The sequence below is a fragment of the Arthrobacter psychrolactophilus genome, assembly GCF_003219795.1.
Classification (GTDB): Bacteria; Actinomycetota; Actinomycetes; order Actinomycetales; family Micrococcaceae; genus Specibacter; species Specibacter psychrolactophilus.
On record NZ_QJVC01000021.1, the window covers coordinates 1 to 25,620 of the forward strand.

Below are 25,620 nucleotides of genomic sequence, written 5' to 3' on the forward strand. Positions count from 1 at the left end.
TCTTCAACATCGTCTACACCCCGAAGGCTGGCCGTCTCTCCGGTAACGCAGCCGGCTTGGGCGCGTTCAAGACCGCCCTGGTTCTGATGGGCATCATCAAGACCAACGTCATGAGCGCCCCCATGCTCTCCCTGGACAAAGACGAAACCGCAGCCATCAAGGTCATCCTTGAGCGCACGGGCTTGATCTAAACAGCGCTACGAATTGTCAAAGCCGGGTCCTGCGTGCCCGGCTTTTTCGCGCCCGGCGTGGCGCCTTGGATCGAATAATGCCACGGGGTTAACCTAAAAATGTAGCGGTCCTGTGGCTGCTCGGGGCTATGGCGCAGTTGGTAGCGCGCCTCGTTCGCATCGAGGAGGTCAGGAGTTCGAATCTCCTTAGCTCCACCCGAAGGTGTCTTTGTTTGCGTCGGGCAACGTTCTCCGTTGTGGAAAATCACGCAGTGACAACTCTCCAACGCAGGAATGATTACCTCGTTGCGGACCATTGTTTCCGTCCATGCACAGGCATATCGTTAGGTATATCGTTCACGATTCGCTGAGGAGGTAATGATGCACAATTCATTTCCGGCAGGTGGGTTTTTCGGCAACAGCATGGACAGCGTGTGGCAGGCCGTAGAGGAATTGCGTTCACGATTTGAAAAGCCCACTGGTACCCGTGCGGGGCGAGGCGAGGTGCGCTCTGCTGTCTTGGCACTGCTGGCAGAGCAGCCCATGCACGGCTACCAGATCATCCATGAAATTGAGGAGCGCAGCGCTGGCAGCTGGAAGCCAAGTGCCGGCTCCGTCTACCCAACGCTGCAGCTGTTGGCTGACGAAGGCCTGATCAGCGCGGAGGAATCTAATGGCCGTAAGGTTTTCTCACTAACTGATGCAGGCCGCGAGACCGTTGCCGCTTCGGATTCACCAGCACCCTGGGATGCGGCAGATACCGCGCAAGGTGGCGGCTTCTCGGCGTTGCCCAAGGCCGGCATGGAGCTGGCTCAGGCTGCGGCCCAGGTTGGGCGCACCGGGACCAAGAAGCAGGTGCAGGAAGCCGCAGCGGTGCTCGACGACGCACGGCGGAAACTGTATTCGATCCTCGCTCAGGACTGACGGGTGTGACCTCCCGCATCGATGATCGGACAGATACCGTCCACGTCGTGCCCGACACCCGCGCCCGCTATCGCCGTATCCTGCGCTTCGCCGCGTGGCATCTGACGATCACCTGGTGGTTCGAGTTGGTGCTTCCTCGTCTAGGCCTGGCCGGGATTGCCAACCGGAGCAGGCCCACGAGGATGCGACGCTTCGCCCAGCGCTTCCATGGGCTTGCCGTTGAGCTGGGCGGTCTCATGATCAAGGTGGGCCAGTTCATGTCCTCAAGGCTCGATGTTCTGCCGCCGGAAATCACCGAAGAACTCGAGGGCCTGCAGGACGAGGTTCCTCCTGTATCGTTTTCTGCGATTCGGAACCTTGCCGAAGCAGAGCTGGGCGCGTCACTAGAGAGCGTCTTCGCGTGGGTGGATCAGACGCCTATCGCCGCAGCTTCGCTAGGACAGGTGCACCGGGCACTTCTACTTCCGAACGATATAACGGACACTGGACTTATTAATGTTGTGGTGAAGGTGCAACGTCCAGGAATTGCTGAGATCGTCGACGCGGACCTTGCCGCTCTGCGCAAAGTAGGCGGCTGGCTGAGTCATATCCACCTAGTGTCCAAACGCGTTAATGCGCCAGCCTTGGTTGAGGAGTTTGCGGCCACCAGTCTGCAAGAGATCGACTACCTCCACGAGGCCGAGAATCTGGCACGATTCGCCACTGAATTCTCTGACGACGCACGAGTCTTGATGCCCGACGTCGTATGGGAAAGAACTACCCGCCGCGTGCTCACCCTGGAAGACGTCACGGCCATCAAGATTACGGATGTGGCGGGACTTCGCTCCGCTGGGATCGATCCGATACAGGTGGCCCCAGTTTTCGCGTCGATCATGTTTGAGCAGCTATTCACCCTTGGCTTCTTCCATGCGGATCCGCACCCTGGCAACATCTTCGTCACCCCCGTTGCTGATGCCTCGGCTGACTACCCTTGGAAGCTGACATTCGTCGACTTCGGCATGATGGGGGAGGTTCCGCCCACCACGCGCAGTGGCCTTCGGAAGCTCCTGATTGCCGCAGCGGCTAGGGATGGCAAGGGCTTGGTGACCGCGATCAGCAATATCGGCGTGCTGGTGCCGCAGGCCAATACCACTGAGCTGGAGCGGGCCATGACGCAGCTCTTCGCCCGCTTTGGAGGGATGGGCTTTGCCGAGCTTCGCGAGGTGGACCCGCGCGAGTTCCGAGATTTTGCCGAGGAGTTTGGTGATGTGGTGCGGTCCTTGCCCATCCAACTCCCGGAGAACTTTCTGCTCATCATCCGAGCCATGTCGTTGACCTCTGGAGTGTGTAGCTCGCTGGATCCGCGCTTCAACCTGTGGGACTCGGTGGAACCCTTTGCGGCACAGTTGTTGCGCGCGGAACGTGGCAACATCGTCAAGGATGCTGCGACACAGATGCTCGACGCCGTTGCCGTCACCTTACGCCTGCCCCAACGCCTCGACGGACTACTTGACAGCGTTGAAGACGGTTCGCTCTCGGTCACGAACCCCAGGTTAGAACGACAGACGCTACGGCTGATCCGACTGCTGCACGTGGCTATTGGTGCGCTGATCTTCGGGGCATTGTTGCTATCTGGGGCGGTGCTCAGAGCCGATGACCAAGTCGCGGGGACCGTCCTGATGGGAATTTCCGCCGTGCCACTAGTGATTGGCTTGTGGGCTGGCAGGCGCGGCCGATGATGGGGCCCCGAACCACGTGGGCACGTGGTGGATGAGATCCGTTTGGTCCTCCCCGATCCACGCCACGTGGCCATCGGGGCGAAGCAGGATCGCAGGAACCTCCAGTTCCCCCCTGGCGAGCCGGATGTGGTGGATTCGATCCGTCCAGCCCGTCACAGACAGTTCCCCCGTGGTGTCCAAGAGGAGCCCCCTTCCATCGCGGCCGAGTTCGTATAGTCGGCCCTGGCTCAGGCTGATGTCGCTGTGCCGCATGCCAAGCAGCTCGGGGCCCTCACCGAAGTCGTAGCGAATCCCGATCCCGGTGATCTTCTCCGCCAGGAACCGGCTGACACCTTCGACGGCCATGAGGTCAGTCAGGAGCTGTCGCACAGCCTGTGGGCCGGGCTCCGAGGAAATCAATTCCGATTGGGCACGGGTTAGGGTCAGCACGCTTTCGGCGACGGGATGGCGCTCCATGAAATAGCTCTCCAAGAGCCCCTTCGGGGCCCATCCCTTGATCTCGGCCGCGAGCTTCCAACCGAGATTGAAGGCATCCTGGATACCTAGGTTCAATCCCTGGCCACCCAGCGGTGGATGGACGTGCGCGGCATCGCCGGCGAGAAAAACACGATCCACCCGGTAGCGCTCGGCGAGGCGAGTGGCGTCGCTGAAACGCGTCAATGAGCGCGGTGAATGAACACCGAAATCTGTCCCCGCGTAGGCCCGCAACTGTGTCCTAAACTCTTCCAATGTGGGCGAAACCGTGCGATCCTCGGTGACCGCGACAGCAGGAACAACGGCTCGGAACAGTCCATCTCCGGCCGGACCAATGCCAAAGCCCTTGTGGGTCTTGCGAACCTCTTCCGCTACGGCGGTCAATTCCTCCGCGGGTGTGGTGACCTCAACTTCACCCAGTAACCACTCGGTCTTGGCGGCCTCCCCGGGGAAGCCAATCTTCAGGAGCCGGCGCACCAGGCTTCGTCCGCCATCGCAGGCCACGAGCCAGCGTGAGCGCAAAAGCTCGCCGTCTGCGAGGTGGACGCTGACGCCGTACTCATCCTGGTGTAAAGCTGCAACTTCTGTGCCACGACGGATCTGGGCACCGAGTTCTTCGGCGCGTTCGGCAAGCAGCCGGTCGGTCAAGGGTTGGGGGATCCCCAAGAGGTAGTCGTGGGCGGAGTCCAACGCTATGGGCCGGGGTGGTTCGATTCCCGCGAACCGGCCCGCAGCGCCGGGATACTGTTGCCCTTGTTCGAGGAATCGCTCCAGTAGGCCGCGTTGATCCATGATCTCGATGCTGCGCGGGTGCAGGCCCAGCGAGCGGACAGCCGGACTTGGCTCAGCATCCTTCTCCAGAACCAGGACGTCTACGTTGTGCAGGCGAAGCTCGCTGGCGAGCATCATCCCGGTTGGCCCGCCCCCGCTAATAATTACGTCGAACAAGTGACAACCCGCTTCCTGAAATTACCCGTAGCTAAAGCCGCAAAGGGGCGTCCCACCCATGGGTAGAACGCCCCTCACCGCACTAAAACTTAGATCGTTGCCGTATCGATGACGAAGCGGTAGCGGACATCCGAAGCGAGAACCCGTTCGTAGGCCTCGTTGATCTGGGCGGCCTCGATCAATTCAGTCTCGGGGGCAATGTTGTGCTCGGCGCAGAAGTCCAGCATCTCCTGGGTTTCTGCAATGCTACCGATGCCCGAGGCGGCAAAGGAGCGGCGGTTTCCCATGAGGGCAAAGACAGAGATCGGCAGGGCCTCGGGCGGGGCGCCGACGTTGACCATGGTGCCGTTCAGACGCAGGAGGGATACATAAGCATCGAGGTTGACCGGCGCGCTGACCGTGTTGATGATCAGGTCAAAGCTGTTCTTGAGAAGCTCGAAGGTGCTGGCGTCCTTCGTGGCATAGTAGTGCTCTGCGCCGAAACGCAGTCCGTCTTCCTGCTTGCTCAGCGTCTGTGAAAGCACCGTGACCTCGGCGCCCATGGCGTGTGCGATCTTGACGGCCATATGGCCAAGGCCGCCCATGCCAACGACGGCGACTTTCGTGCCGGGGCCGGCCTTCCAATGGGCCAAGGGGGAGTAGGTGGTGATTCCGGCGCAGAGCAATGGCGCAGCTGATTCGTACGGGATGCTTTCGGGGACGCGAAGGACAAAGTCCTCGTTGACCACGATGTTCGTGGCGTAGCCACCCTGGGTGATTGTGCCGTCCAGATCGGACGAGGCGTAGGTTCCTGTGTTCCCGTTGATGCAGTAGTTTTCCATGCCGGCCTTGCAATTGACGCACTCGCGGCAGGAGTTGACCATGCAGCCAACGCCAACACGATCGCCTAGCGCGTGGCGGCTGACCTCGCTACCCACTGCGGAGACAACACCAACAATTTCGTGCCCCACAACCTGCGGGTAGGCGATGGGTCCCCATTCGCCCCTGACGGTATGGATATCGGAGTGGCAGACGCCAGCAAAGGCGATGTCGATCAAGACATCGTGCGGCCCGACCTCGCGGCGCTCAATGGTTGTGGCAACGAGCGGCTCGGTGGGTGAGGTTGCGGCGTAAGCGCGTGCGGTAGTCATAAAATCTCCAAGCGTTGTATCTAGTCGCGCTCGATGGCGCGGTCCGTTCTCGACGCTACAGGGTAGGACCCGTTCGTGTCCTGCATATAGGAACCTTATTCACAAGAATTCAACTGCTGCGCAACCAGACGCGCATGGTGACGGGGCCTTGATTGCCCCATCGGTGATAGGGCGTGAGCGCCACCGCCAGGGGCGTCCCTGGTGCAGCCGGCGACGGTAAACCAAACGGCCATGGCTGACGCTCGGGATTGCTGAGCCATCCCTGCATAAGGAGCCGATCGCCGTCGGGTACCGGGGCAATCGCCGGATCCACCACGAAATCGTCCACATGAGCACCCTCCGGCAGATCGGCCGATTCCAGGCAGTAGATCCGGGGTCCCCACTGCACCACGACGGATCCGCGGATGGCATCGATACGTGAATCGGCCGCGAGTACTCGCGGGATCATGGGCAGGTCCAGGACCACCACGGTTCCCGGTGTAAAAACACGCGTCAAGGTGGCGTAGCCCGGGGCTACCTCGTGGACCTCGCCGTCCACCCGCAGGCTCGCACCTTCTGCCCACTCGGGGATGCGGAGGGAGAGTGTCCATGGCGTGGCAGGGGAGTCCATCACTGTGACCGTGATGGTTCCGCTGTCCGGGTATCGGCTCTGAATATTGATGGCCGCGGTCCCACCAGGTACTTCAGCGCACACATCCGCATCGGCAAATTGGTGCACCTGGATGCCGTTGTCGTCGACCGTCGCCAAGTAGGCGCCCAGTGAGGAGAGCGTGCGAGCAATATTGGTGGGGCAGCACGCCACATCAAACCAGGCGGCGCGCTGGCTCGAATCGGCCCGCTTGCTTTGCTCGTTGGGATCGCTGGCCACGCCGGGATTGCGCCGATGCAGGGTATTGGCGTAGAAGAACGACCTCCCATCATCCGAGGATGCCGTCGCCACGATGTTAAACAACGTCCGCTCTATCAAGTCCGCATAACGGGCCTTGCCGGTGGCCAGCAGCAACCGCCAGCTCAACATGACCGAGGCGACGCCGGCGCAACTTTCGCAGTACGCCCTATCACTGGGCAGCACAAAATCTTCGCCAAAGGCCTCGCCCGTGTGATGCGATCCCATCCCTCCTGTGATGTAGGTGCGGGTGGCCACGGTGTTTTCCCACTGATGTTCGACGGCGGCCAGCAGCTTTTCGTCGCCCGTCTCCACTGCGAGGTCCACCACAGCGGCGGCAAAATACAAGGCGCGTACGGCGTGGCCGGCGAGAACGGTGCGCTCACGCACCGGCAAATCATCCTGGAAGTAGTCCCTGCCCAGCTCAATGTCGGCCAGGCTGTGGTGTCCTCGGCGCTCAATGAAGAGTCTTGCCTGCTCTAAATACCGCCCCTCGCCTGTGGCCCGGGCGAATTCCATGAGTCCCAATTCGATCTCGGCATGACCGCAGACCGACTGGATGCCGTCCGGGCCAAAGGTCTCACAGATATGGTCGGCCACGCGACGAGCCAGCGCCACGAGGGCATCTTCTCCGTGGGTGCGGAGACGGGCCACAGCGGCCTGCAACAGATGACCGTAGTTATAGAGCTCATGACCCCATTCAAGATTCGAGTACCGCGCGCCCTGTTCCGGGCGACCAAATTTTGTGTTGAGATAGCCGTCGGATTCTTGAGCCGCCACAAGCCTGGCCGTGATGGAGGCGATGATGGCCTCGATGTCATCGCTGGGGTGGGTTTCACTCTCCCAGCAGTAGCCCTCGAGAAGCTTATAGATCTCAGAATCGGAGAACTCACGCCCCTGCCGGCCTGCTGGAAGTTTCCCGGAGGCTGCCAAATCAAAATTGGGCAGCCAGCCGGCACGTTCTTGCCACCGTAAGCAATGCTCCAATGTGTTTTCCGCATTGATCCGGGAGCGGGTGCCCCAAAATCCAGAGCTGCCGAGCCGTGCCTGCGACAGGCTCAAAGGGACCAGCTGAGTTGCCGAAGGGCTGACAGGGCGTGAGTCATTGCGGGTTGTGCTGGTCTGATTCAATGCGGACTCCAAGAATTGAGAAGGGGAGAATCTTTCATAAACCGAAACGTTCCGAAAAGCTTTTCCTAGACTAGGTTGACGCTAAACTTGGAGTCAAGAGTGACGCTCACGTTACCTTCATGATTCTCAGGAGTACTGCATGGCAGAGACAGCAAATGGCGTAGTGTCCGGCGGCTTTAGCGCTAAGCCGGCAACCCTGCGCGATGTCGCCGCCCTTGCCGGTGTTTCTGTGGCCACGGTTTCCAAAGCGCTCAACGGGCGCGAGCATGTCCGGGCGGAAACACGGGTGAAAGTTCAGCAGGCGGCCGAAAAGCTTAATTTTCTTCCCAATGTATTGGCCCAGGGGCTGTTATCAGGGCGCACCGGTACCGTTGGCCTGTTGACAAGTGACTTGGTGGGACGCTTTTCCCTCCCGGTCATGATGGGAGCCGAAGATGCCTTTGGGGCCGGCAGCACCTCGGTATTTCTGTGTGATGCCCGCGGCGATGGAATTCGGGAACAGCACCACCTCCACGCGCTCCTGAGTCGACGGGTGGACGGACTCATCATCGTTGGCGACACAACCAATCCCCGGGAATCTCTTGGTCAGCATCTTCCTGTTCCCGTGGTGTATGCCTATGCGCCCTCGTTGGATGAACGGGATATGTCGGTGGTTAGCGACAACGTCGGTGCTGGACGCCAAGCGGTTGAGCATATGGTGCGTAGTGGGCGAAGCCGGATTGCCTACATCGCAGGAGACAAGGAATTTCTGGCCGCACGCGACCGCGCCGAAGGAGCGGTTCAGGCGCTGCACCAGTTCGGTTTACCACTCATGGGCGATGAGGTCATGTATGGGGCGTGGACCGAATCGTGGGGCCGGAGCTCGGTGCGTGCCCTGATCGATAAATGCCCAGATATTGATGCAGTCATCTGCGGCAGCGACCAGATCGCTCGGGGGGTCTTGGATGCCTTGCGCGAATCCGGGCGCACAGTCCCGGACGAGGTTGCCGTCATGGGGCATGACAATTGGGAGCTGCTGGCCACGCAAGCCCGCCCACCCCTGTCCACAATTGACATGAACCTAGAACTTGTTGGGCGCAAGGCCGCCCAACTGCTCTTTGCCGCGATCGAGGGCACGGCCGAGCCGGGCATTCACAGCATCTCAACCCGACTCCTGGCCAGGGATTCCACCGCGCGAGGGTAGCAAGAGAAAGTGGATCCGCTGCGTATTTTGACCCTCGTTTGGCTTTGATGCCGATCACATGTGTATTCTTATCTCGCTACCACTTTGTGTTAGCTGTCATCGGGATTGTAACTTTCGGCAAGAACCTGAGACGCCCGGCCTCGCAGATCTTTTCTGTGGGGCTTTCCGTCCATCTTCGCCTAAGAGTCCTTCCCCTGACAGCACATCGCGCGCGGACTGCCAATGACGCAGCCCCATGACGCATGTTTCCACAGTGGTATCGGATTCCCACGGCCTAGGATTTTGGCCTGACGACGTCGTCAGGCCGTGAACGTAGGGAATTTACGTGTTTAAACAGCTTTCTAAGATCGGTAAGGCTTTCATGCTGCCGGTCGCCATTCTTCCTGCAGCAGGTCTGCTGCTTGGTATTGGTGGAGCACTCTCCAACCCCACCACGGTTGCCGCATATCCGATCCTGGACAACCATGTCCTGCAGGGCATCTTCGGTGTCATGTCGGCCGCCGGCGCAACCGTTTTCGACAACCTTGCGATCCTGCTCGCCATCGGCCTGTGTATTGGCCTAGCTAAGCGCGACAAGGGAACTGCCGCCCTCGCCGGTGTTGTTGGCTACCTGGTCATGAAGGCCAGCATCGATGCGCTCCTGAACATCTTCACCCCCGACGCTGCAGCCATTGACACCGGTGTTGTTGGTGCCCTCGTTGTGGGTGGTGTGGCCGTCATGCTGCATAACCGCTTCTACAACATTCAGCTGCCGGCCATCCTCGGCTTCTTCGGAGGCTCCCGCTTTGTCCCGATCGTCACGGCCTTCGCCGCGATCATTGTCGGTGCGGTCTTCTTCGTTGTCTGGCCTCCGGTTCAGAACGCCTTGGTCGACGCCGGAACGGGTATCGCTAGCATGGGCGCCTTCGGTACCTTCCTCTACGGATCGCTGCTGCGCCTGAGCGGTGCGGCTGGCCTGCATCACATGATCTACCCCATGTTCTGGTACACCCCGTTGGGTGGCACCGAGATGGTCAACGGTGTCCAGGTCATCGGTGCGCAGAAGATCTTCTTCGCCCAGCTGGCCGACCCCAACCACGTTGGCTTGTTCACGGAGGGCACGCGCTTCTTCGCCGGTCGCTTCGACACCATGATGTTCGGCCTCCCGGGCGCCTGCCTTGCCATGTGGCACGTGATCCCCAAGGGTCGCCGCGCCAAGTACACGGGTCTGTTCGCCTCCGTTGCGCTGACCTCCTTCGTCACCGGCATCACCGAGCCCATCGAGTTCATGTTCCTCTTCGTGGCTCCGATCCTCTACGTCATCCACGCAGTGTTCGACGGCCTGTCCTTCCTCATTGCTGACCTGCTCAACATCAGCATCGGTAACACCTTCTCCGGTGGCCTGATCGACTTCCTGCTCTTCGGTGTCTTCCAGGGCAACGAGCGCACCAACTGGCTTCTTGTGATCCCCGTCGGCGTTGTCTGGTTCTTCCTGTACTACTTCACGTTCAAGTTCCTCATCAAGAAGTTCAAGTTCGGCACACCCGGACACCTGGAAGATACTCTGGGGAACGACGACGATGCCGCTTCCGCGGGCGACGCCGAGAAGGTTCCGGCCCTGGTTGGCGGCGCCGAAGAGGGCACGCCTATTCAGCGCGAGGCCGCTCAGGTTCTGGCCGCTTTGGGTGGGGCTGAGAACCTCGAAGAGGTGGATGCCTGCATCACGCGCCTGCGCGTTTCCGTCAAGGATCCGGCCCAGGTCGACAAGGACAGGCTTCGCCAGCTTGGCGCCGCAGGCGTTTTCGAGGTCAGCGGCGGCGTTCAGGCCGTCTTTGGTGGCAAGGCAGTGCTTTACAAAAGCGCCATTAATGAAAGTCTTGGCATTGACGACTAATCTCGCGCCAACCACTTAAACACACGAGGAGACATCACGATGTTGAAAATGTTCAAGAAAAAAGGCGATCAGATCTTTGCCCCTGCCGCGGGAACCGTCATGGCCCTGGCTGATGTGCCGGACCCGGTCTTTGCCAGTGGGGCTGTTGGTGAGGGATTCGCCGTCGAACCTACCGAGGGAAACTTTGTCAGCCCGGTTGATGGCGAGCTGATCCTGCTGGCCAAGACGCTGCACGCCTTCGCCGTGCGGACAGATGCCGGCGCGGAAATCCTGGTCCACATCGGCATGGACACGGTCAAGCTCAAGGGCGAGGGCTTCACAGCTCACCGCGCCAAGGGCGAGATGGTCAAGCAGGGCGAACTCGTCATCAGCTGCGACCTGGCCGCCATGACACCTCTGGTGCCCTCCATGGTGACACCGGTCCTGCTGACCAATGGCAAGGACTTCAGCATTGCCGAGAGCAATGTCGCGGCCGCCGCCGGAACGCCTGTCATCACCGTTCGGAAGAAATAACATGGTGCCCGTCACGGGCGCTTCCTGCGCCTTAGTCACTGCTAGGATCGCATTCTCATGGTCCTGACACACGGAACTTCTGCAACCATCAAAAGGGTGTACAACAACAACGTGCTCCTTGCCGAGCTGAACGACGGCAGCGAGACGGTGCTTGTTGGCAAGGGCATTGGGTTCGGGCGCAAGCCCGGGGCGCCCATTGACCTTGACTCGGCCGATCAGCGATTCGTCCCTGACGGCAGCTACGCCGCCAGCCACGTCGCTGGTGTGCTCAGTGATGCCCCCTTGGAACAAATTGAACTAGCGCAGGAGATTACGGCGCTGGCTCAGCAGGAGTTGCGGTTAGAGCCGCGGCAATCGCTCCTAGTCCCGATTCTGGACCATCTGGGATTTGCTGTGCAGAGAGCCCGTGACGGCATCAAGGTCGACTTCCCGCTCCGGTGGGAAGTCGCCCAGTTATACCCGGCCGAAGGGAACCTGGGGCGGCGCGTCGTCGCGCTCATTCAGGAACACCTGGGCGTGCAGCTGCAGGAAGAGGAATGGGTAGCCTTTGCGCTGCACTTCGTGAACCAGCAATGGTCCAAGGCCGATTTCTCCAAGACCGTCTCCATGACCGAAACGATTTCCAGGGTCTTCTCCTTGCTGTCGGTGCGGTGGGGCAAGAGTATTGACGAGAACGCCTTGAGCGCTGCTCGTTTTGTGACTCACCTGCGCTATCTCTTTGCCCGATCGGTAGAGGCCACGAGTTCTTCTGTTATCCGCGTCGATGTCCTCTCATCGGTGCGGCAAGCCTATCCAGAGGCCGCGGATGCGGCGCTGGAAGTCGCCAAACTTATCGGGACGGCCCTGCGCAGGGAACTCGGAGATGACGAGGTTTCCTACCTTGCGCTGCACACCAGCCGGCTCTATGTTGAAATGCTCAATACTTAGGATTTGAAATGATTGACACCGCTAATGCCATCACCGGAACCGGTGTTGTGGCAGGGCTTGGCTATGCCCCCGCACTGTGGGTCAAGCCAGCTCCCGTTGTGCCGCAAAGCTGCGAAGCACACATTGCCGAGCCCGAACGGGAACTTGAGGTCGCCCGCTGGAAGGCTGCCGTGACCCTTGTTTCCGAACGGCTCAGTGCCCGCGCCGCGAATGCTTCCGGCGCTGCCGCCGAGGTCCTCGAGGCCACCGCTGCGCTGGCCTCGGACCGCGGCTTGCAACGCGTCGTCGGCAAGCTCATCGCGGCTGGTTCCAGCGCGGAATCGGCCACGGTTGCCGCGATTGCCCAGTTCATCGAGAAATTTGAAAAGCTCGGCGGCTTGATGGCCGAGCGTGTCACCGATCTCGGGGACATCCGCAATCGCGTCATCTCCGAGCTGCTGGGACTGCCGGAACCCGGTGTGCCCACGCCGGAAACGCCCATCATCTTGTTGGCCGACGATCTTGCGCCAGCCGACACCGCCACGCTGGACCCCTCCCTGATTCTGGGAATCGCCACCAGGCTAGGTGGCCCCACGAGTCACACGGCGATCATTGCCCGCCAGTTGGGCATCCCCTGCATCGTTGCCGCCGCCAAGATCACTGACATTCACGACGGCGATCACCTCCTTCTCGACGGAGGCGTCGGCACCCTGACGCTCGGCAGCGATCCTGTGGATGCCGAGGCGCGAGTCGTGGCCGACGCTGCTCGTCGCCTCGCCGTGCAGGCGTGGACCGGGCCGGGTCGCACCCACGATGGTGTCGCCGTCGAACTTCTCGCGAACGTTCAAGACGGGGCCGGGGCACGCACCGCCGCCGGATTCCCTGCTCAGGGCGTGGGACTCTTCCGCACGGAACTGTGCTTCCTCTCCGCGCAAACCGAGCCGTCGGTGGACGAGCAGGCCGCGATCTATGGCGAGGTTCTGGCAGCGTTCCCGGGCCAGAAGGTCGTGTTCCGCACGCTCGACGCGGGCTCGGACAAACCGGTTCCGTTTGTTCTGCATCCCGATGAGGAAAACCCGGCACTGGGTGTCCGTGGCATCCGCTTGGGCCAGGGCGATCCCGGACTGCTGGAGCGCCAGCTCGACGCGATTGCCCTCGCCGCCGAGCAGCAGGGTGTTCGCAACGCTAAGGTCATGGCGCCCATGGTGGCCACGATTGATGAGGCGCGCGACTTCGCCGCGGCGTGCCGGGCCCGGGCGCTTTCGCCCGGCATCATGGTGGAGGTGCCCTCGGTTGCCTTGCTGGCGGAGGCGTTCCTGGCCGAGGTGGACTTCATGTCCATCGGCACCAACGACCTGACGCAATATGCCATGGCGGCGGACCGCATGGCTCCCTCGCTCGCGGCCTTGACGGATCCCTGGCAGCCAGCCGTTTTGCACCTGATCCGTTCCGCGGCGAGTGCCGGCGTGAGCAGCCAGAAGCCCGTGGGCGTGTGTGGCGAGGCCGCGGCAGACCCCTTCCTGGCCTGCGTCTTGATTGGTCTGGGCCTCACCAGCCTGTCGATGGCACCCAACGCTTTGGCCGCCGTCGGACTGCAACTCGGATCCGTATCGCTTGAGCAGTGTCAGCACGCCGCTGCCGCCGTTCTGCGCTGCACCACCGCCCGTGAGGCCCGGTCCACGGCCCACGAACTACTGTCCTAATTTCTTTACTTTCAAGGAGTACATACATTGACTAAGCAAACCGTTGTTGTTGGATCGTCCGTCGGCCTGCACGCCCGCCCCGCTGCCATGATCGCCCAGGCCGCCGGTGCCTATGAGGAAGAGATTCTGCTGATTCTCGACGGCGAAGAGGTCGACGCCACCTCGTCCCTGATGATCATGACGCTCGGCGCCGATTGTGGTGCCAGCGTTACCGTGGAATCCGAGAACGCCGACGCCGTGGCTGAGATCGCCGGGCTCATTGCCCGCGACCTGGACGCCTAGCCCTGAGCTAGCCTCCTTAGTGGTCAACTCAATGGCACCCCATCATCCGATGGGGTGCCATTGTGTTTCGTCTCCTGGAGAACTCACCAGAATGGGGAGTCTTCCCCGCGGCTAGCCCAACGTGTGCGGTTGTCCCGCCACAGTACGACGGCGCGCCCCTCACCTTCCGCTCTCCTCCGTTGACCCGCCATATAACGCCCTTTAGATTCATTTTTCGGGCATTATCTGACAACTGACCGTGGAGTCAGACAATTTCGATGCCGACAATGCACCTGATGCAGCCCGCCCACTTCGATACCCTCGCCACCCTCGCCACCCTCGCCAAAACGGACGGAGAGGCGCCTACTTGCCCGCTCATGACGCCGGGCACACGAAAGACAGCACGCACACCGCCGCAGCGATTGGCGCACCTGATTAGAGGGCTGCGATGAGCCATTCGGCGTCGTGGCGCTCACCCGGAGCGAGGCTGATGAGATCCGTGCCGGAGTTGAAGGCGTCCGGCGGGCAGCTCATGGGTTCAACAGCCAAGCCAATGCGATTGAGCGTGGGTTCCGGGCGATCGGCCGTGTGAATCTGCACCCACGGCAGGACAGCTCCATGCCAGCGCATCAGTACGCCCGTGCCCTCGGGGGAGAGGACCCGGACCTCGACGTCGTCGTTCCTGGTGGCCTGCAGACCCGTGTAGGCATGGTCAATCTCGGTGCTGCCGAGTTCCCGAGCCTCTCGGAAATCGAAGTAGCCCTCCCGTAACGTCGCAACCCCATCAAGAGTGGTGGGCAGCAGTCGATCCGGTGTCACACTGAGGATTTGGGCCGCCGGAAGTTCCAGGGTCCAGCCGTCAACTGTTCCGTTGCCCGCCACCAGATACGGATGAGGCCCGACGCCGTACGGGGCTGCCGCTGTTCCGTCACTGATGTTTGCGGCCGAGATTCGCCACGTGAGTCCCTGCTCGCTGAGCGTGTAAGCAGCGTCGATGGCCAAGCGGTGCGGATACCCCTCCTGGGGCTCGATGACCGCGCCAAACGAAGCGCTTTGCGGTGTTTGCTCCAGTAGCTCCCACTCATTCCAGATGACCAGCCCGTGCAGTGCCGTCAACCTGTCAATCTCATTGACAGGTACCTGATGGAGCTGACCGCCAAAGGTGTAGGCGCCGTCGGCAATCCGATTAGGCCAAGGTGCCAGATTCGAACCGCGGTATCCCGGACGAATCTCATCCGCCTCGAAGGGGACCACCAGGTTGCGACCGGCAAAGGTCAGGGAGCGCAGCGAGGCGCCCACGGAGGCAATCACGGCCTGATACTCGCCGGAACGTAGAACTGTTTGCGTTCCCGAAATAGGGCGGGTGGAATTGCTGAGCATGCGTTCTCCTCTGCGAGAATGTGTTTATGACTGAAAATACGTCGGCAAATGGACACCCGCCCGTCATGGCGGACGTGGCTGCCAAGGCAGGCGTTTCGCATCAGACTGTCTCACGGGTAATCAACAACCATCCCAATGTAAGCGCCAAAACGCGCACTGTGGTGGAGGCTGCCATTGCCGAGTTGGGATATCGGCGGAACACGGCGGCACGCCAGTTGGTCACGCGCCGCTCGGAAACCCTGGGCGTCGTGGCGCACAATACGGAGCACTTTGGTCCGGCCCGAATCTTGTTGGGCATCCAGGAAGCCGCATATGCCTCCGGCTACGGCGTCAACACGGTGCGACTGCCAAATGACAGCGAAAAGACCCTTATTGACACGGTTGAAAACCATCTGTCGCATCAGGTCGACGGGCTCGTGGTCATCGCCCCGCAGGAGTCGATCGTGCGCATCATCGAGCGGCTGACCCCGGGCGTTCCCATGGTGGCTATCGGCGATATTGGTGCCGCGGGTGTGCAGAACGTTGGGGTTGATCAGCAGCGCGGTGGCTGGCTGGCCACGAAGCATTTGATCGATCAGGGACACCGCAAGATCGCCCACATCATGGGTCCGACCGGTTGGCTCGACGCTCAGGCTCGCCGCCGTGGTTGGGAAGCCGCCCTGGCCAGCGAAGGCCTGGAACCGGGAACCTTGTTGATCGGAGACTGGAGCGCCGCATCTGGCTACGAAGCCGGGAAGGCGCTCATCGACGCGGGGGAATGCACGGCCGTATTTGTCGCCAACGACCAGATGTCCCTTGGCGTCATGCGCGCAGCCTACGAACGCAAGCTGACCCTGCCGCGCGATCTGTCCATCGTGGGATTTGATGACAGCCCGGAATCTGGATTTTACTTCCCGCCCTTGACCACGATTCGGCAGGACTTTGCCGAACTGGGGCGCCGCTGCGTTGGCATGTTGCTGGATGGCATTGCGGGAAACGATCCCTTGTTCTCCGTTCGGATTCAGCCGCACCTGATGGTGCGCGGGAGTACCGGACCTCGTCCGGCCGCGCTGACGCGTAGTTAGCTCAAGCAGCACCGAACCTCAGATTCATGGCAGTGGATAGATAGTCATGACATTGTTAGCGCTCACAGATTGGGAATCAAAATCGGGGCCGTAATATTTGCACTCTGAGAGCTGCGTCACGAAATTTTTCCCGCGACTGCGACGTCCGGCGATCACTCTGGGCGCGGAGAAGCCCCCGGTGTTTCGCTAATTTCTCCTGAATTGTAGGGAAAACTGGGGATCTTATGGCCGCAACTTCGCCTATCCTCGGAACTTCCTTCTCTTGACTCACGGTCGCAATTAGGTATTGTTAGCGTTCACAACTAGTTTTCTTCCGGGATGCCAACGACGGTGTTCCGGTTGCCTTGGCTGAGAGGAACGCATGGTGTCGCAGGATTCTTACGTAATCGGAGTTGATTACGGAACGCTGTCCGGACGGGCGGTGGTGGTACGGGTCAGCGATGGCGCGGAGCTGGCATCGGCCGTCGTTGAATATCCACATGCCGTGGTTGAGCGCTCACTTCCCGGCTCCTCGGACAGGCTTCCCCCGGAATGGGCGTTGCAGATTCCGGAGGATTACCGGCAGGTGCTCAAGCAGGCAGTTCCGGCAGCTATCGCTCAGGCCGGCATTGATCCGGTCGATGTCAAGGCCATCGCCACCGACTTCACGGCCTGCACCATGGTGCCGACAACTCACGACGGCACACCGCTGTGCGAACTTCCGCAGTGGACCCAGGAGCCGCACGCGTTCGTCAAGCTGTGGCGCCATCACGCGGCACAGCCGCAGGCGGAGCGCATTAACGATTTGGCCAAGGCCCGCAAGGAAAGCTGGTTGCCGCGTTACGGTGGGCTGATCTCCTCGGAATGGGAATTCGCCAAGGGCCTGCAGCTCCTCGAGGAAGCCCCCGAGGTTTACGCGGCCATGGATCACTGGGTTGAAGCAGCCGACTGGATCGTCTGGCAGCTGACCGGCAGCTACGTGCGCAACGCCTGCACCGCAGGATACAAGGGAATCCTCCAAGATGGCAGCTACCCCTCGGTGGAATTCTTGGAAGCACTCAACCCGGCCTTTGGACGCTTTGTCGTTGATAAGTTGGACCACCCCATCGGTGCCTTGGGAGATGTTGCCGGGCACCTGAGCGCTGAAGCTGCCGAGTGGACGGGCCTGCCCCAGGGCATCCCGGTCGCCGTCGGAAATGTTGACGCTCACGTCACGGCGCCGGCCGCTAAGGCCGTGCATCCCGGACAGATGGTGGCCATCATGGGCACCTCAACATGCCATGTCATGAGCTCAGCAGAATTGCGCGAGGTTCCGGGTATGTGTGGCGTTGTTGACGGTGGCATCATCCCCGGGCTGTACGGCTACGAAGCTGGCCAGAGCGGTGTTGGAGACATCTTTGGATGGTTCATCAAGAACTCCGTTCCGGCCAGTTACCACGAGCAGGCAGCAAAGCAAGGGCTGGGAATTCACGAATACCTCACCTCCCTCGCCGAGACGCAAAACATCGGCGAGCACGGCCTCATCGCCTTGGATTGGCACAGCGGAAACCGTTCGGTCCTCGTCGATCATGAGCTGTCCGGCGTCGTTGTTGGTCAGACCCTAGCCACGCGGCCCGAGGATGGCTACCGCGCCTTACTGGAAGCCACCGCCTTTGGCGCCCGCGTCATCGTCGAGACCTTCAACACCGCAGGTGTCCCTGTCACGGAATTCATCGTCGCTGGCGGTCTCATGAAGAATCAGCTGCTCATGCAGATCTATGCGGATGTCTTGAATCTGCCGCTCTCCACCATCGGATCCACGCAAGGGCCGGCGCTCGGATCGGCCATCCATGCGGCTGTCGCGGCTGGACTTTACCCTGACATCATGGCCGCATCCGAGGCCATGGGGAGCGTGAACAAGGCCGTTGTGGTGCCGATCGAGGAGAACGTGAAGGCCTACAACGCACTCTTCGCCGAGTACAGCCTGCTGCACGACTACTTTGGACGTGGCGCCAACGAGGTCATGCACCGGCTCAAGGCCATCGCCCGTGAGGCACAGGCCACAGCCTCACTCAAGACGGAGGTCAACGCATGAGCTACACCGCTGAAGTAATGACCGCGATCGCAACCTTGCGTGAAGAAGTGTGCGCGCTCCATGCCGAGCTCGTCCGCTACGAACTCGTCGTCTGGACGGCGGGCAATGTCTCGGCCCGCGTGCCGGGTGCGGATCTGATGATCATCAAGCCCTCGGGCATTGACTACGACGCCCTGACGCCGGAAAACATGGTCGTCACGGACCTGTACGGAACCCCTGTGGATGGAGGATGGGGCAATCCTGAACTGTCGCCGTCGTCCGACACCGCCGCACATGCCTACGTCTACCGGCACATGCCCGAGGTGGGCGGAGTGGTTCATACCCACTCGAGCTACGCCACGGCCTGGGCGGTGCGGGGCGAAGCTATCCCGTGCGTCCTGACCATGATGGGCGACGAATTCGGTGGTGAAATTCCGGTGGGACCCTTCGCCTTGATCGGTGACGACTCCATTGGCCGAGGCATCGTGGAGACGCTGTCGGGCTCCCGCTCACCGGCCGTGCTGATGCAAAATCACGGCCCATTCACGATCGGCGGCAGCGCCAAGTCCGCGGTCAAGGCGGCCGTGCTGTGCGAGGAAGTTGCCCGCACCGTGCACCTGTCCCGCGAGCTGGGCTCCATGATCCCGATTGATAGCGCGCACATTGACAGCCTGCATGACCGCTACCAAAACGTCTACGGACAGTAACCCCTAACCACATCTCTTGTTTCGAAGGAATGAACATGTCTTCGCAGTTGAATAACTCATTGTCCGAATACGAAGTTTGGTTTCTGACGGGAAGCCAGAACCTCTATGGCGAGGAAACGCTCCGTCAGGTGGCCGAACAGTCGGCCGAGGTCGCCAAGACCTTGCAGGAATCGACAGAGATTCCCGTCCGCGTGGTCTTCAAGGACGTGCTGAAGGATTCCGAGTCCATCCGCCGTGCTGCCTTGGACGCGAACGCGGACAACAAGGTCATTGGCCTCATCGCTTGGATGCACACCTTCTCACCGGCCAAAATGTGGATTCGCGGACTGTCAGAGCTGAACAAACCGCTCCTGCACCTGCACACCCAGGCCAACGTCGCCCTGCCGTGGGCCGAGATCGACTTTGATTTCATGAACCTCAACCAGGCAGCACACGGCGACCGCGAATTTGGCTACATGCAATCGCGCATGGGCATCAGCCGCAAGACGGTCGTGGGCCATGTGTCCAACCCGCTGGTCCGGGAAAAGATCGGTACCTGGACGCGTGCGGCATCGGCCGTGGCGCAGATTCGCACCTTGAAGGTTGCCCGCTTTGGCGACAATATGCGCAACGTCGCCGTGACCGAAGGTGATAAGACCGAGGCCGAGATTCGTTTTGGCGTCTCGGTGAACAGCTGGTCGGTCAATGAACTGGCCGAGGCTGTCGATGCGGCTTCCGAGGCCGATGTTGATGTGCTGATTGCCGAGTACCTGCGTCTTTACAATGTGGCTCCCGAGCTCCTTCCCGGTGCCGCACGCCACGACTCTCTGCGGTACGGAGCCAAGATCGAGCTGGGCCTGCGCAGTTTCCTGGAAGCTGGCGACTTTGGCGCGTTCACGACCAACTTCGAGGACCTCGGCGGCCTGCGCCAGCTCCCCGGCTTGGCCGTGCAACGACTCATGGCTGATGGCTACGGCTTCGGTGCCGAGGGTGACTGGAAGACCGCTATCCTCATCCGCGCCGCCAAGGTCATGGGCGAGGGACTGCCTGGCGGCGCCTCGCTCATGGAGGACTACACCTACCACCTGGTTCCCGGCCAGGAAAAGATCCTCGGCGCGCACATGCTCGAGGTGTGCCCGTCGCTGACCACCGCCAAGCCTTCGCTCGAGGTACATCCCCTGGGCATTGGTGGCCGCGAGGATCCCGTGCGTCTCGTGTTCGACGCCGATCCCGGCGCTGGCGTCGTCGTGGCGCTTTCGGATATGCGCGAGCGTTTCCGCCTGACCGCCAACAAGGTCGAGGTGGTTCCGCTGGATGAGCCGCTGCCGAACCTTCCCGTGGCCCGCGCCGTGTGGAAGCCACTGCCGGACTTCGCCACCTCGGCCGCTGCGTGGCTCGAGGCCGGCGCGGCCCACCACACCGTCATGAGCACGGCCGTGGGTATCGAAGCGTTCCAGGACTTCGCCGACATCTTCGAGGCCGAACTCCTGGTCATCGACGAGGACACCACCCAGCGTGGCTTTGTGCGCGAGATCCGTTGGAACCAGGCATACTACCGCCTCGCCCAGGGCTTCTAAGCCTGTCACGGCGCCGCGCACCTATACTCGGTCCATGACAACGCTGCAGGGTGCGCATGTGATCATCACAGGTGGTTCGCAGGGGATTGGTGCTGCTTTTGCCAAAGAAGCCCACGACGCCGGAGCTCGAGTCTCGCTAATTGCTCGCCATCTTGAGGGGCTCACCCAGGCTGCGGCCGCCGTTGGACCCGGCGTGCTGTGGCGGGCCGCCGACGTGACGGATTCGGAGTCGCTGAACGCGGCCTTGGCTGCATTGACGGCCGAATCCGGCCCCTGCGACATCCTGCTGTGCTGTGCCGGAGCTACCTTGCCGGGACGTTTCTTAGACGTCCCGGCACAGGAGTTTCAGGAACAGTGGCGGCTCAATGTTGGCGGGGCCGTGGCCGCCGTCCAACATGTTTTGCCCGGGATGGTCGCGCGAGGCCGCGGACATATCGTCTTGGTGAGCTCAACAGCCGGTGTCATCGGGGTGCCTGGTTACACCGGGTATGGGGCCACGAAGTATGCCATCCGAGGGTTTGCCGACGCCCTGCGCTATGAGGTGGAAGCTGCCGGAGTCCGGGTCTCCGTGCTGTATCCGCCGGATACTCAGACGCCAGGCTTTGCCGCCGAGAATCTGCGCAAACCGCCGGAAACCGTGGCTATTTCCGGCGCGGTGAAGGCCAGGCCAGCGCAGCAAGTCGCGGCGTGCCTGGCGCGCGGGATCCAACGCAACAGCCGCAACATCACCGCTGATGCGGCCACACGGATACTGTTGTTACCGGGTGGACTGGCCGAGCCGGTTCTGCATTGGTCCTTTTCACGGACGGTAGCCAAGGCCCGCCGATAGCCGAGCCGACAGCGCAAGGCGAGTGCCGCCGTCGTACTTCGCCTGCCGGTAAACTTGGCACGGGTGTTTTCCCTGCCCCCGCCCCGCCAGAAAAAGGACCACACCCCATGAGCTTGATCCGCCTCAATGACGTTTCCGTGCGCTTCGACAAGGTGCAGGTGCTCCGGGAGGCGTTCTTCAAACTGGATGCGGGCGACCGGGTGGGCATGATCGGGCGCAATGGCTCGGGAAAGTCCACGCTGCTCAAGCTCGTCATGGATCAGGTGGAGCCGGATTCCGGAACTGTCGCCGTGGAGCTGGGCACCAAGATTGGGTACTTCTCCCAGTTCTCGGAGCTCAACGGCGCGCAAAGCATCCTCGAAGTGCTCGAGGAAGTCTTCTCGCATGTCTTGGAGATCGAAGCCGAGCTGGCCCAGATCGACGCCGAACTTGGCGCGGATCCGGGAGTGGTCGACATGGACCGCCTCATCCACCGCCAGTCGGAGCTGTTCGCGGACATGGACCGGCTCGATGGCTGGGACTACCAACGCTCGATCGACAAGGTGCTGACGACGCTTGGCTTCAACGAGGCGCACCGCAGCTGCCCCATCGACGATCTCTCCGGCGGTTGGCGTAACCGTGCCGCGCTGGCCAAGATCTTGCTCGAGGCACCCGATGTGTTGCTGCTGGATGAGCCCACCAACTACCTTGACGTGGCAGGTGTGGAATGGCTCGAAGGCTGGTTCAAGAACTTCAAGGGCGCGGCGATTATCGTCTCGCACGACCGCAAGTTCCTGGATGCCGTGGTCACTCGCATCATCGAGCTGGAAAATTTCCACCTGCACGAATACCCGGGCAATTTTGCCGAGTATGTCGTGGCCAAGCAGTTCCGCCTCAAGACGCTCGAAAGCCAATTCATGCACGAGTCCGAGCTGCTTGCCTTTGAAGCAGAGGGCATTTCGGACCGTCGCGAGGCTGCCAAGGCTGCATCGAAGGGGCTCGATTCGAAGCTGTCAAAGATCAAAAAGTCCCGCGCGCCGCGGCCCGTGGACAAGATCATCACCGAGATTTACGGCGGCTTGCACGTCAAAGACGTCCTGTGCCGGGTGGAGTCGCTGACCAAGTCCTATGGGGATCGCACGCTGTTCGGTGATCTGAGTTTTGAGATTCGTCGCGGCAACCGCATCGTGGTGCTGGGTTCCAACGGTTCCGGCAAGTCGACACTGCTGCGCGCCCTCACCGGCGAAGAGCCTGCCGATTCCGGTTACGTCACCTGGTCCAAGGGTGGCGGGCTCATCTCCTACAACCAGATTCTTGACGAACTGGACCCCGATGACACCGTGACCCATGCCGTCAACGCTATGCCCGACAGCCTCGCCCTGACGGCTACGAAGAAGTCGGTCAACCGATTCCTGGCCATGTTCCAGTTCTCCGAGGCCGATTTGAAGCAGCGCATCGGCAACCTTTCCGGTGGTCAGCGCGCCCGCGTTGCCATGGCCCAGTGCCTGCTCTCGGGCGCCTCTGTCTTGGTCCTCGATGAGCCTACCAACCACCTCGATATGTCCAGCACCCAGGTCATGGAGCGCGCCTTGCTGCACTTCCCGGGCGCCGTCTTGGTCGTGAGTCACGATCGCTTCTTCACCGACAAGATCGCCAACCGGAAGCTGGTCTTCAACGCCGACAAGCCGGGATTTGTAGCCGTCACCGGCGGATAGTCCACGGCGCGGCCGCTCATCAGCTCATTCGTGAGTATTTGGTAGCACTGGAAGCACTCCGTCGCCGTGGAATAAATGACCCCCAATAGGGTGAGCCGACATCTCGCGTTTTGGCTGACGGCGCGACCCTATCCACTGGGCAACCGAATAAATCCTAGGTTCCCGTCTCAGTTTTCTCACGTTCCGCTGTTGTCCATCTTTTGATGAACGACGGCGGTTCGTGCGTTAATCTCTAGGCTCACCTTCGTGGGTGGTGCGGTTGTGGTGGTGTGGGGTTCTGGGCAGGGGTGTGGAGGAATGGATTAGAATATTTATTCCCGAATCTATTGCCATTTGATAACAGTTGTTTTAAACTTGTTGTATGAGTAATCGGGAGCAGGTCCCCGGGGACCGGGGTGGCGCAGTCGCACAGGATGTGGCTGCGGTTCTTGCTGCGATTACTCTTCCTTCTATTGAACCCTTTACCTCTGACACGCGAGCGTTGGCGGGTCTGCCTGCCCGGTGTCCTTTCCCGGTGCCGGTTCCTGAACCTTTGACTCGGCGCTCTGTTGCTCAGGGTGTGTATGACGCCGGGATCCTGGCGTTGGGTGCGGTGAAGGTGTTGGAGGATGCACTGGCTGCGTGTAAGGCAGGGATCCTTGATCGGGTCATGGGTGCGGCCCGGGTAGAGGCCGAGGCTGGTGAGCTGGATCAGTGGCAAAATGGTGTCGCGCAGTCAAGTGCGGTGTCGAATATGGCGTTGGTGTTGCGGATTCCCGAGGTCACGGCGTCATCGTTGGTGTATCACAGCATGGATTTGCGTGAACATTTCCCGGACACGATGGCGGCGCTGGGTGCGGGGGAGTTGTCCTGGCGCCATGCTTGTACCGTGGTCGATGAAATCGGCACTCTCCGGGAGAACCCTGACACCACTGATACTGATGTTGCCGTGTTTGAGGCGAAACTTTTGCTGTTAGCGGTGGGGACCACGGCGGGGTGTTTCGCGTCGAAAGCTCGGCGGGCTAGGGAGTCAATGTTCCCGGGAACGATCGTGACCCGGACGAAGCAGGCTTTTGCTGCGCGGAAGATGGTCAGTGAGCCCGGGAAAGACAATATGTCGTGGATGACCTTCTACCTTCCCACGGTGACCGCTAACGCGATCATGACCAGGTGCACTCGGATCGCGCGGGCTGTGAAAGAAGACGCCCGCCAGCAGCAAGAAGCTAATGACCATGCCGGGGGCACTGAGGATTGCCGGGAGTACCGCACCCTGACGCAACTTCGGGTGGATATCGCAGCGGTCCAACTCCTAGGTCAAGAACTACCCACCACCACGTTCTCAGGGCCGGTGAGTTTTCAAAGCACCAGCCAGCCAGGCCCTACCGCTAGCAGTGTCGGGAGCGCTCGTAATAGCGGCAGCAATGGCGGGGATGCCAGCGGGACAAGGAACGGTGGTGCTTTCTTCTCGGAAGGCGTCTCGTTCGGGCCCACTCCTGTGTTTGGTACCGGGTCCGATCGGGGTGTGACCCTGATCGATGAAGAACCATCTTGGGCTCACAAGATCCCGGAAAACAATGGAAACCAGAGGGAAGATCCGCGACACGGAGCCCAGACGCCAACGGTGGATGTCCCGCTATCAGGAGCAATCCTGAGCAACACCAGCACCAACAAGGACACCGGAGCTTGTCGTGACACTGATGGTGAGCCGATTGCGGGGGTGGTGATGGGTGATGGTTCAGGGTTTGTCGATGGCATGGTTGATGGGATCGTGGAGGATGCTGCTCGGGAGTATCTCGAGCAGCTGGAGCAGTTGGCTCAGGGCCGGATTATTCAGGGCCCGCCGTTACCGGAAGCCACGATTTTGTTGAAGGTTCCCTTCCTAGGATTGCTGGATATCACTGATGAACCGGCCGAGTTGGTGGGTGTTGATGGCGGCCCCGTGCCGGAGGATATTGCGCGGAAGCTTCTGGCCGGGTCGTCTACGTTCTTGCGGGTATTGACGGATCCGGTCTCGGGGGAGGTGTTGCCGTTGAATCCGGAAAGGTACACGTTACGGAACGTGGAGAAAGAGATGTTGCGGGCGCTGGCGGAGAGTTGTTATTTCCCGAATTGCATGAATCCGGTGATGGACACAGAATTTGATCACCTGCACCCCTTCGAAAAGGGAGGGAAGTCCACGGCCGGAAACCTGCGGCCGGCTTGCCGTCGCCATCACGCTATGAAGCACTTCAAGGATGACAAAGACCGGCACGGCAACTATCGGCGGTACAAAGAACCACATCGCCAAGGGATCAGGCTTCGTGGCTGGACACCTCAACCACTTCCCGACGGACGCGTCGGCTGGATCACGCCCACCGGGGCCTATGAACCACCACAATACGAAGAACCACAACGAACCATGTACCCGACATGGCTCAAGAAACGCATCATCAAAAGCCTCACACCAAAACCACCGGACGAGCCCAGAGAACCAGAGAACCCCGGAAACCCCGGCACTGACAATTGAGCTTCACTCCTCGTGCCAGCCTCTGCCTGATCTCAGGTGGAGGCTGGCACGCA

19 protein-coding genes, 1 tRNA gene and 1 pseudogene are annotated in these 25,620 nt (G+C 61.0%); 17 read left to right on the forward strand and 4 right to left on the reverse strand.

Going from position 1 to position 25,620, the window contains the following annotated elements:
• The 4 genes and pseudogenes from CVS30_RS15050 to CVS30_RS15065 form a co-directional block, all read left to right on the forward strand.
• Nucleotides 1-191, forward strand: a pseudogene (locus CVS30_RS15050) (dihydrodipicolinate synthase family protein); the annotation flags it as partial.
• A gap of 122 nt (nt 192-313) precedes the next feature.
• A tRNA-Ala gene (locus tag CVS30_RS15055) sits at nt 314-386 on the forward strand.
• 165 nt (nt 387-551) lie between these two features.
• Entirely contained in the window at nt 552-1,094 is a 543-nt protein-coding gene (locus CVS30_RS15060) for a PadR family transcriptional regulator (RefSeq protein WP_110486429.1), read from the forward strand.
• Between the two features lie 5 nt (nt 1,095-1,099).
• Complete coding sequence (locus tag CVS30_RS15065) at nt 1,100-2,812, forward strand: ABC1 kinase family protein (RefSeq protein ID WP_110486379.1); 1,713 nt, start codon at nt 1,100-1,102, stop codon at nt 2,810-2,812.
• On the opposite strand, the gene CVS30_RS15070 is transcribed toward CVS30_RS15065, so the two are convergent.
• The 3 genes from CVS30_RS15070 to CVS30_RS15080 form a co-directional block, all read right to left on the reverse strand.
• Nucleotides 2,774-4,195: an FAD-dependent monooxygenase gene (locus CVS30_RS15070; RefSeq protein ID WP_245934633.1), complete on the reverse strand. Its 1,422-nt coding sequence runs from the start codon at nt 4,193-4,195 to the stop codon at nt 2,774-2,776. The two genes, CVS30_RS15065 and CVS30_RS15070, sit on opposite strands and share 39 nt — an antisense overlap.
• Nucleotides 4,196-4,323: 128 nt before the next feature.
• The gene (locus tag CVS30_RS15075) at nt 4,324-5,364 is read right to left on the reverse strand and encodes an NAD(P)-dependent alcohol dehydrogenase (RefSeq protein WP_110486381.1); all 1,041 of its coding nucleotides are present in this window, start codon (nt 5,362-5,364) and stop codon (nt 4,324-4,326) included.
• Between the two features lie 109 nt (nt 5,365-5,473).
• The gene (locus CVS30_RS15080; protein ID WP_110486382.1) at nt 5,474-7,381 is read right to left on the reverse strand and encodes a glycoside hydrolase family 127 protein; all 1,908 of its coding nucleotides are present in this window, start codon (nt 7,379-7,381) and stop codon (nt 5,474-5,476) included.
• A 139-nt stretch (nt 7,382-7,520) separates the two neighbouring features.
• Between CVS30_RS15080 and CVS30_RS15085 the strand changes: the two genes are divergently transcribed.
• From CVS30_RS15085 to CVS30_RS15110, 6 genes are all read left to right on the forward strand, one after another.
• Nucleotides 7,521-8,564: a LacI family DNA-binding transcriptional regulator gene (locus tag CVS30_RS15085; RefSeq protein WP_110486383.1), complete on the forward strand. Its 1,044-nt coding sequence runs from the start codon at nt 7,521-7,523 to the stop codon at nt 8,562-8,564.
• Between the two features lie 325 nt (nt 8,565-8,889).
• The gene (locus CVS30_RS15090; protein WP_110486384.1) at nt 8,890-10,437 is read left to right on the forward strand and encodes a PTS transporter subunit EIIC; all 1,548 of its coding nucleotides are present in this window, start codon (nt 8,890-8,892) and stop codon (nt 10,435-10,437) included.
• A 48-nt stretch (nt 10,438-10,485) separates the two neighbouring features.
• Nucleotides 10,486-10,950 carry a PTS sugar transporter subunit IIA gene (locus CVS30_RS15095; RefSeq protein ID WP_220033932.1) on the forward strand — a complete coding sequence of 155 codons (465 nt, stop codon included), beginning with the start codon at nt 10,486-10,488 and terminating at the stop codon, nt 10,948-10,950.
• Between the two features lie 57 nt (nt 10,951-11,007).
• Nucleotides 11,008-11,877 (forward strand): PRD domain-containing protein, encoded by an 870-nt coding sequence (locus CVS30_RS15100; RefSeq protein WP_110486386.1) that lies wholly within the window; start codon nt 11,008-11,010, stop codon nt 11,875-11,877.
• Between the two features lie 8 nt (nt 11,878-11,885).
• A complete protein-coding gene (gene ptsP / locus CVS30_RS15105) occupies nt 11,886-13,559 on the forward strand; it encodes a phosphoenolpyruvate--protein phosphotransferase (protein WP_110486387.1) in 1,674 nt (557 codons plus the stop codon).
• A gap of 27 nt (nt 13,560-13,586) precedes the next feature.
• On the forward strand, nt 13,587-13,841 hold the full coding sequence (locus CVS30_RS15110; protein WP_110486388.1) for an HPr family phosphocarrier protein: 255 nt from the start codon (nt 13,587-13,589) through the stop codon (nt 13,839-13,841).
• A gap of 414 nt (nt 13,842-14,255) precedes the next feature.
• Here CVS30_RS15110 and CVS30_RS15115 read toward each other — a convergent pair whose 3' ends face one another.
• The gene (locus CVS30_RS15115) at nt 14,256-15,200 is read right to left on the reverse strand and encodes an aldose-1-epimerase (protein WP_110486389.1); all 945 of its coding nucleotides are present in this window, start codon (nt 15,198-15,200) and stop codon (nt 14,256-14,258) included.
• A 26-nt stretch (nt 15,201-15,226) separates the two neighbouring features.
• Between CVS30_RS15115 and CVS30_RS15120 the strand changes: the two genes are divergently transcribed.
• The 7 genes from CVS30_RS15120 to CVS30_RS15150 all read left to right on the forward strand — a co-directional run bounded on the left by CVS30_RS15120 (nt 15,227) and on the right by CVS30_RS15150 (nt 25,567).
• Complete coding sequence (locus CVS30_RS15120) at nt 15,227-16,264, forward strand: LacI family DNA-binding transcriptional regulator (protein ID WP_110486430.1); 1,038 nt, start codon at nt 15,227-15,229, stop codon at nt 16,262-16,264.
• A gap of 364 nt (nt 16,265-16,628) precedes the next feature.
• Nucleotides 16,629-18,317, forward strand: coding sequence for a ribulokinase (araB, locus tag CVS30_RS15125; RefSeq protein ID WP_370801116.1), 1,689 nt, complete (start codon nt 16,629-16,631; stop codon nt 18,315-18,317).
• Nucleotides 18,314-19,003, forward strand: coding sequence for an L-ribulose-5-phosphate 4-epimerase (locus CVS30_RS15130; RefSeq protein ID WP_110486391.1), 690 nt, complete (start codon nt 18,314-18,316; stop codon nt 19,001-19,003). The genes araB and CVS30_RS15130 overlap by 4 nt, the downstream gene beginning before the upstream one ends.
• 35 nt (nt 19,004-19,038) lie before the next feature.
• Nucleotides 19,039-20,559 carry an L-arabinose isomerase gene (gene araA, locus CVS30_RS15135; RefSeq protein WP_110486392.1) on the forward strand — a complete coding sequence of 507 codons (1,521 nt, stop codon included), beginning with the start codon at nt 19,039-19,041 and terminating at the stop codon, nt 20,557-20,559.
• Between the two features lie 34 nt (nt 20,560-20,593).
• Nucleotides 20,594-21,388 carry an SDR family oxidoreductase gene (locus CVS30_RS15140; RefSeq protein WP_110486393.1) on the forward strand — a complete coding sequence of 265 codons (795 nt, stop codon included), beginning with the start codon at nt 20,594-20,596 and terminating at the stop codon, nt 21,386-21,388.
• A gap of 107 nt (nt 21,389-21,495) precedes the next feature.
• The gene (locus CVS30_RS15145) at nt 21,496-23,082 is read left to right on the forward strand and encodes an ABC-F family ATP-binding cassette domain-containing protein (RefSeq protein WP_110486394.1); all 1,587 of its coding nucleotides are present in this window, start codon (nt 21,496-21,498) and stop codon (nt 23,080-23,082) included.
• A gap of 361 nt (nt 23,083-23,443) precedes the next feature.
• The gene (locus CVS30_RS15150; protein ID WP_110486395.1) at nt 23,444-25,567 is read left to right on the forward strand and encodes an HNH endonuclease signature motif containing protein; all 2,124 of its coding nucleotides are present in this window, start codon (nt 23,444-23,446) and stop codon (nt 25,565-25,567) included.
• Nucleotides 25,568-25,620: the final 53 nt, after the last annotated feature.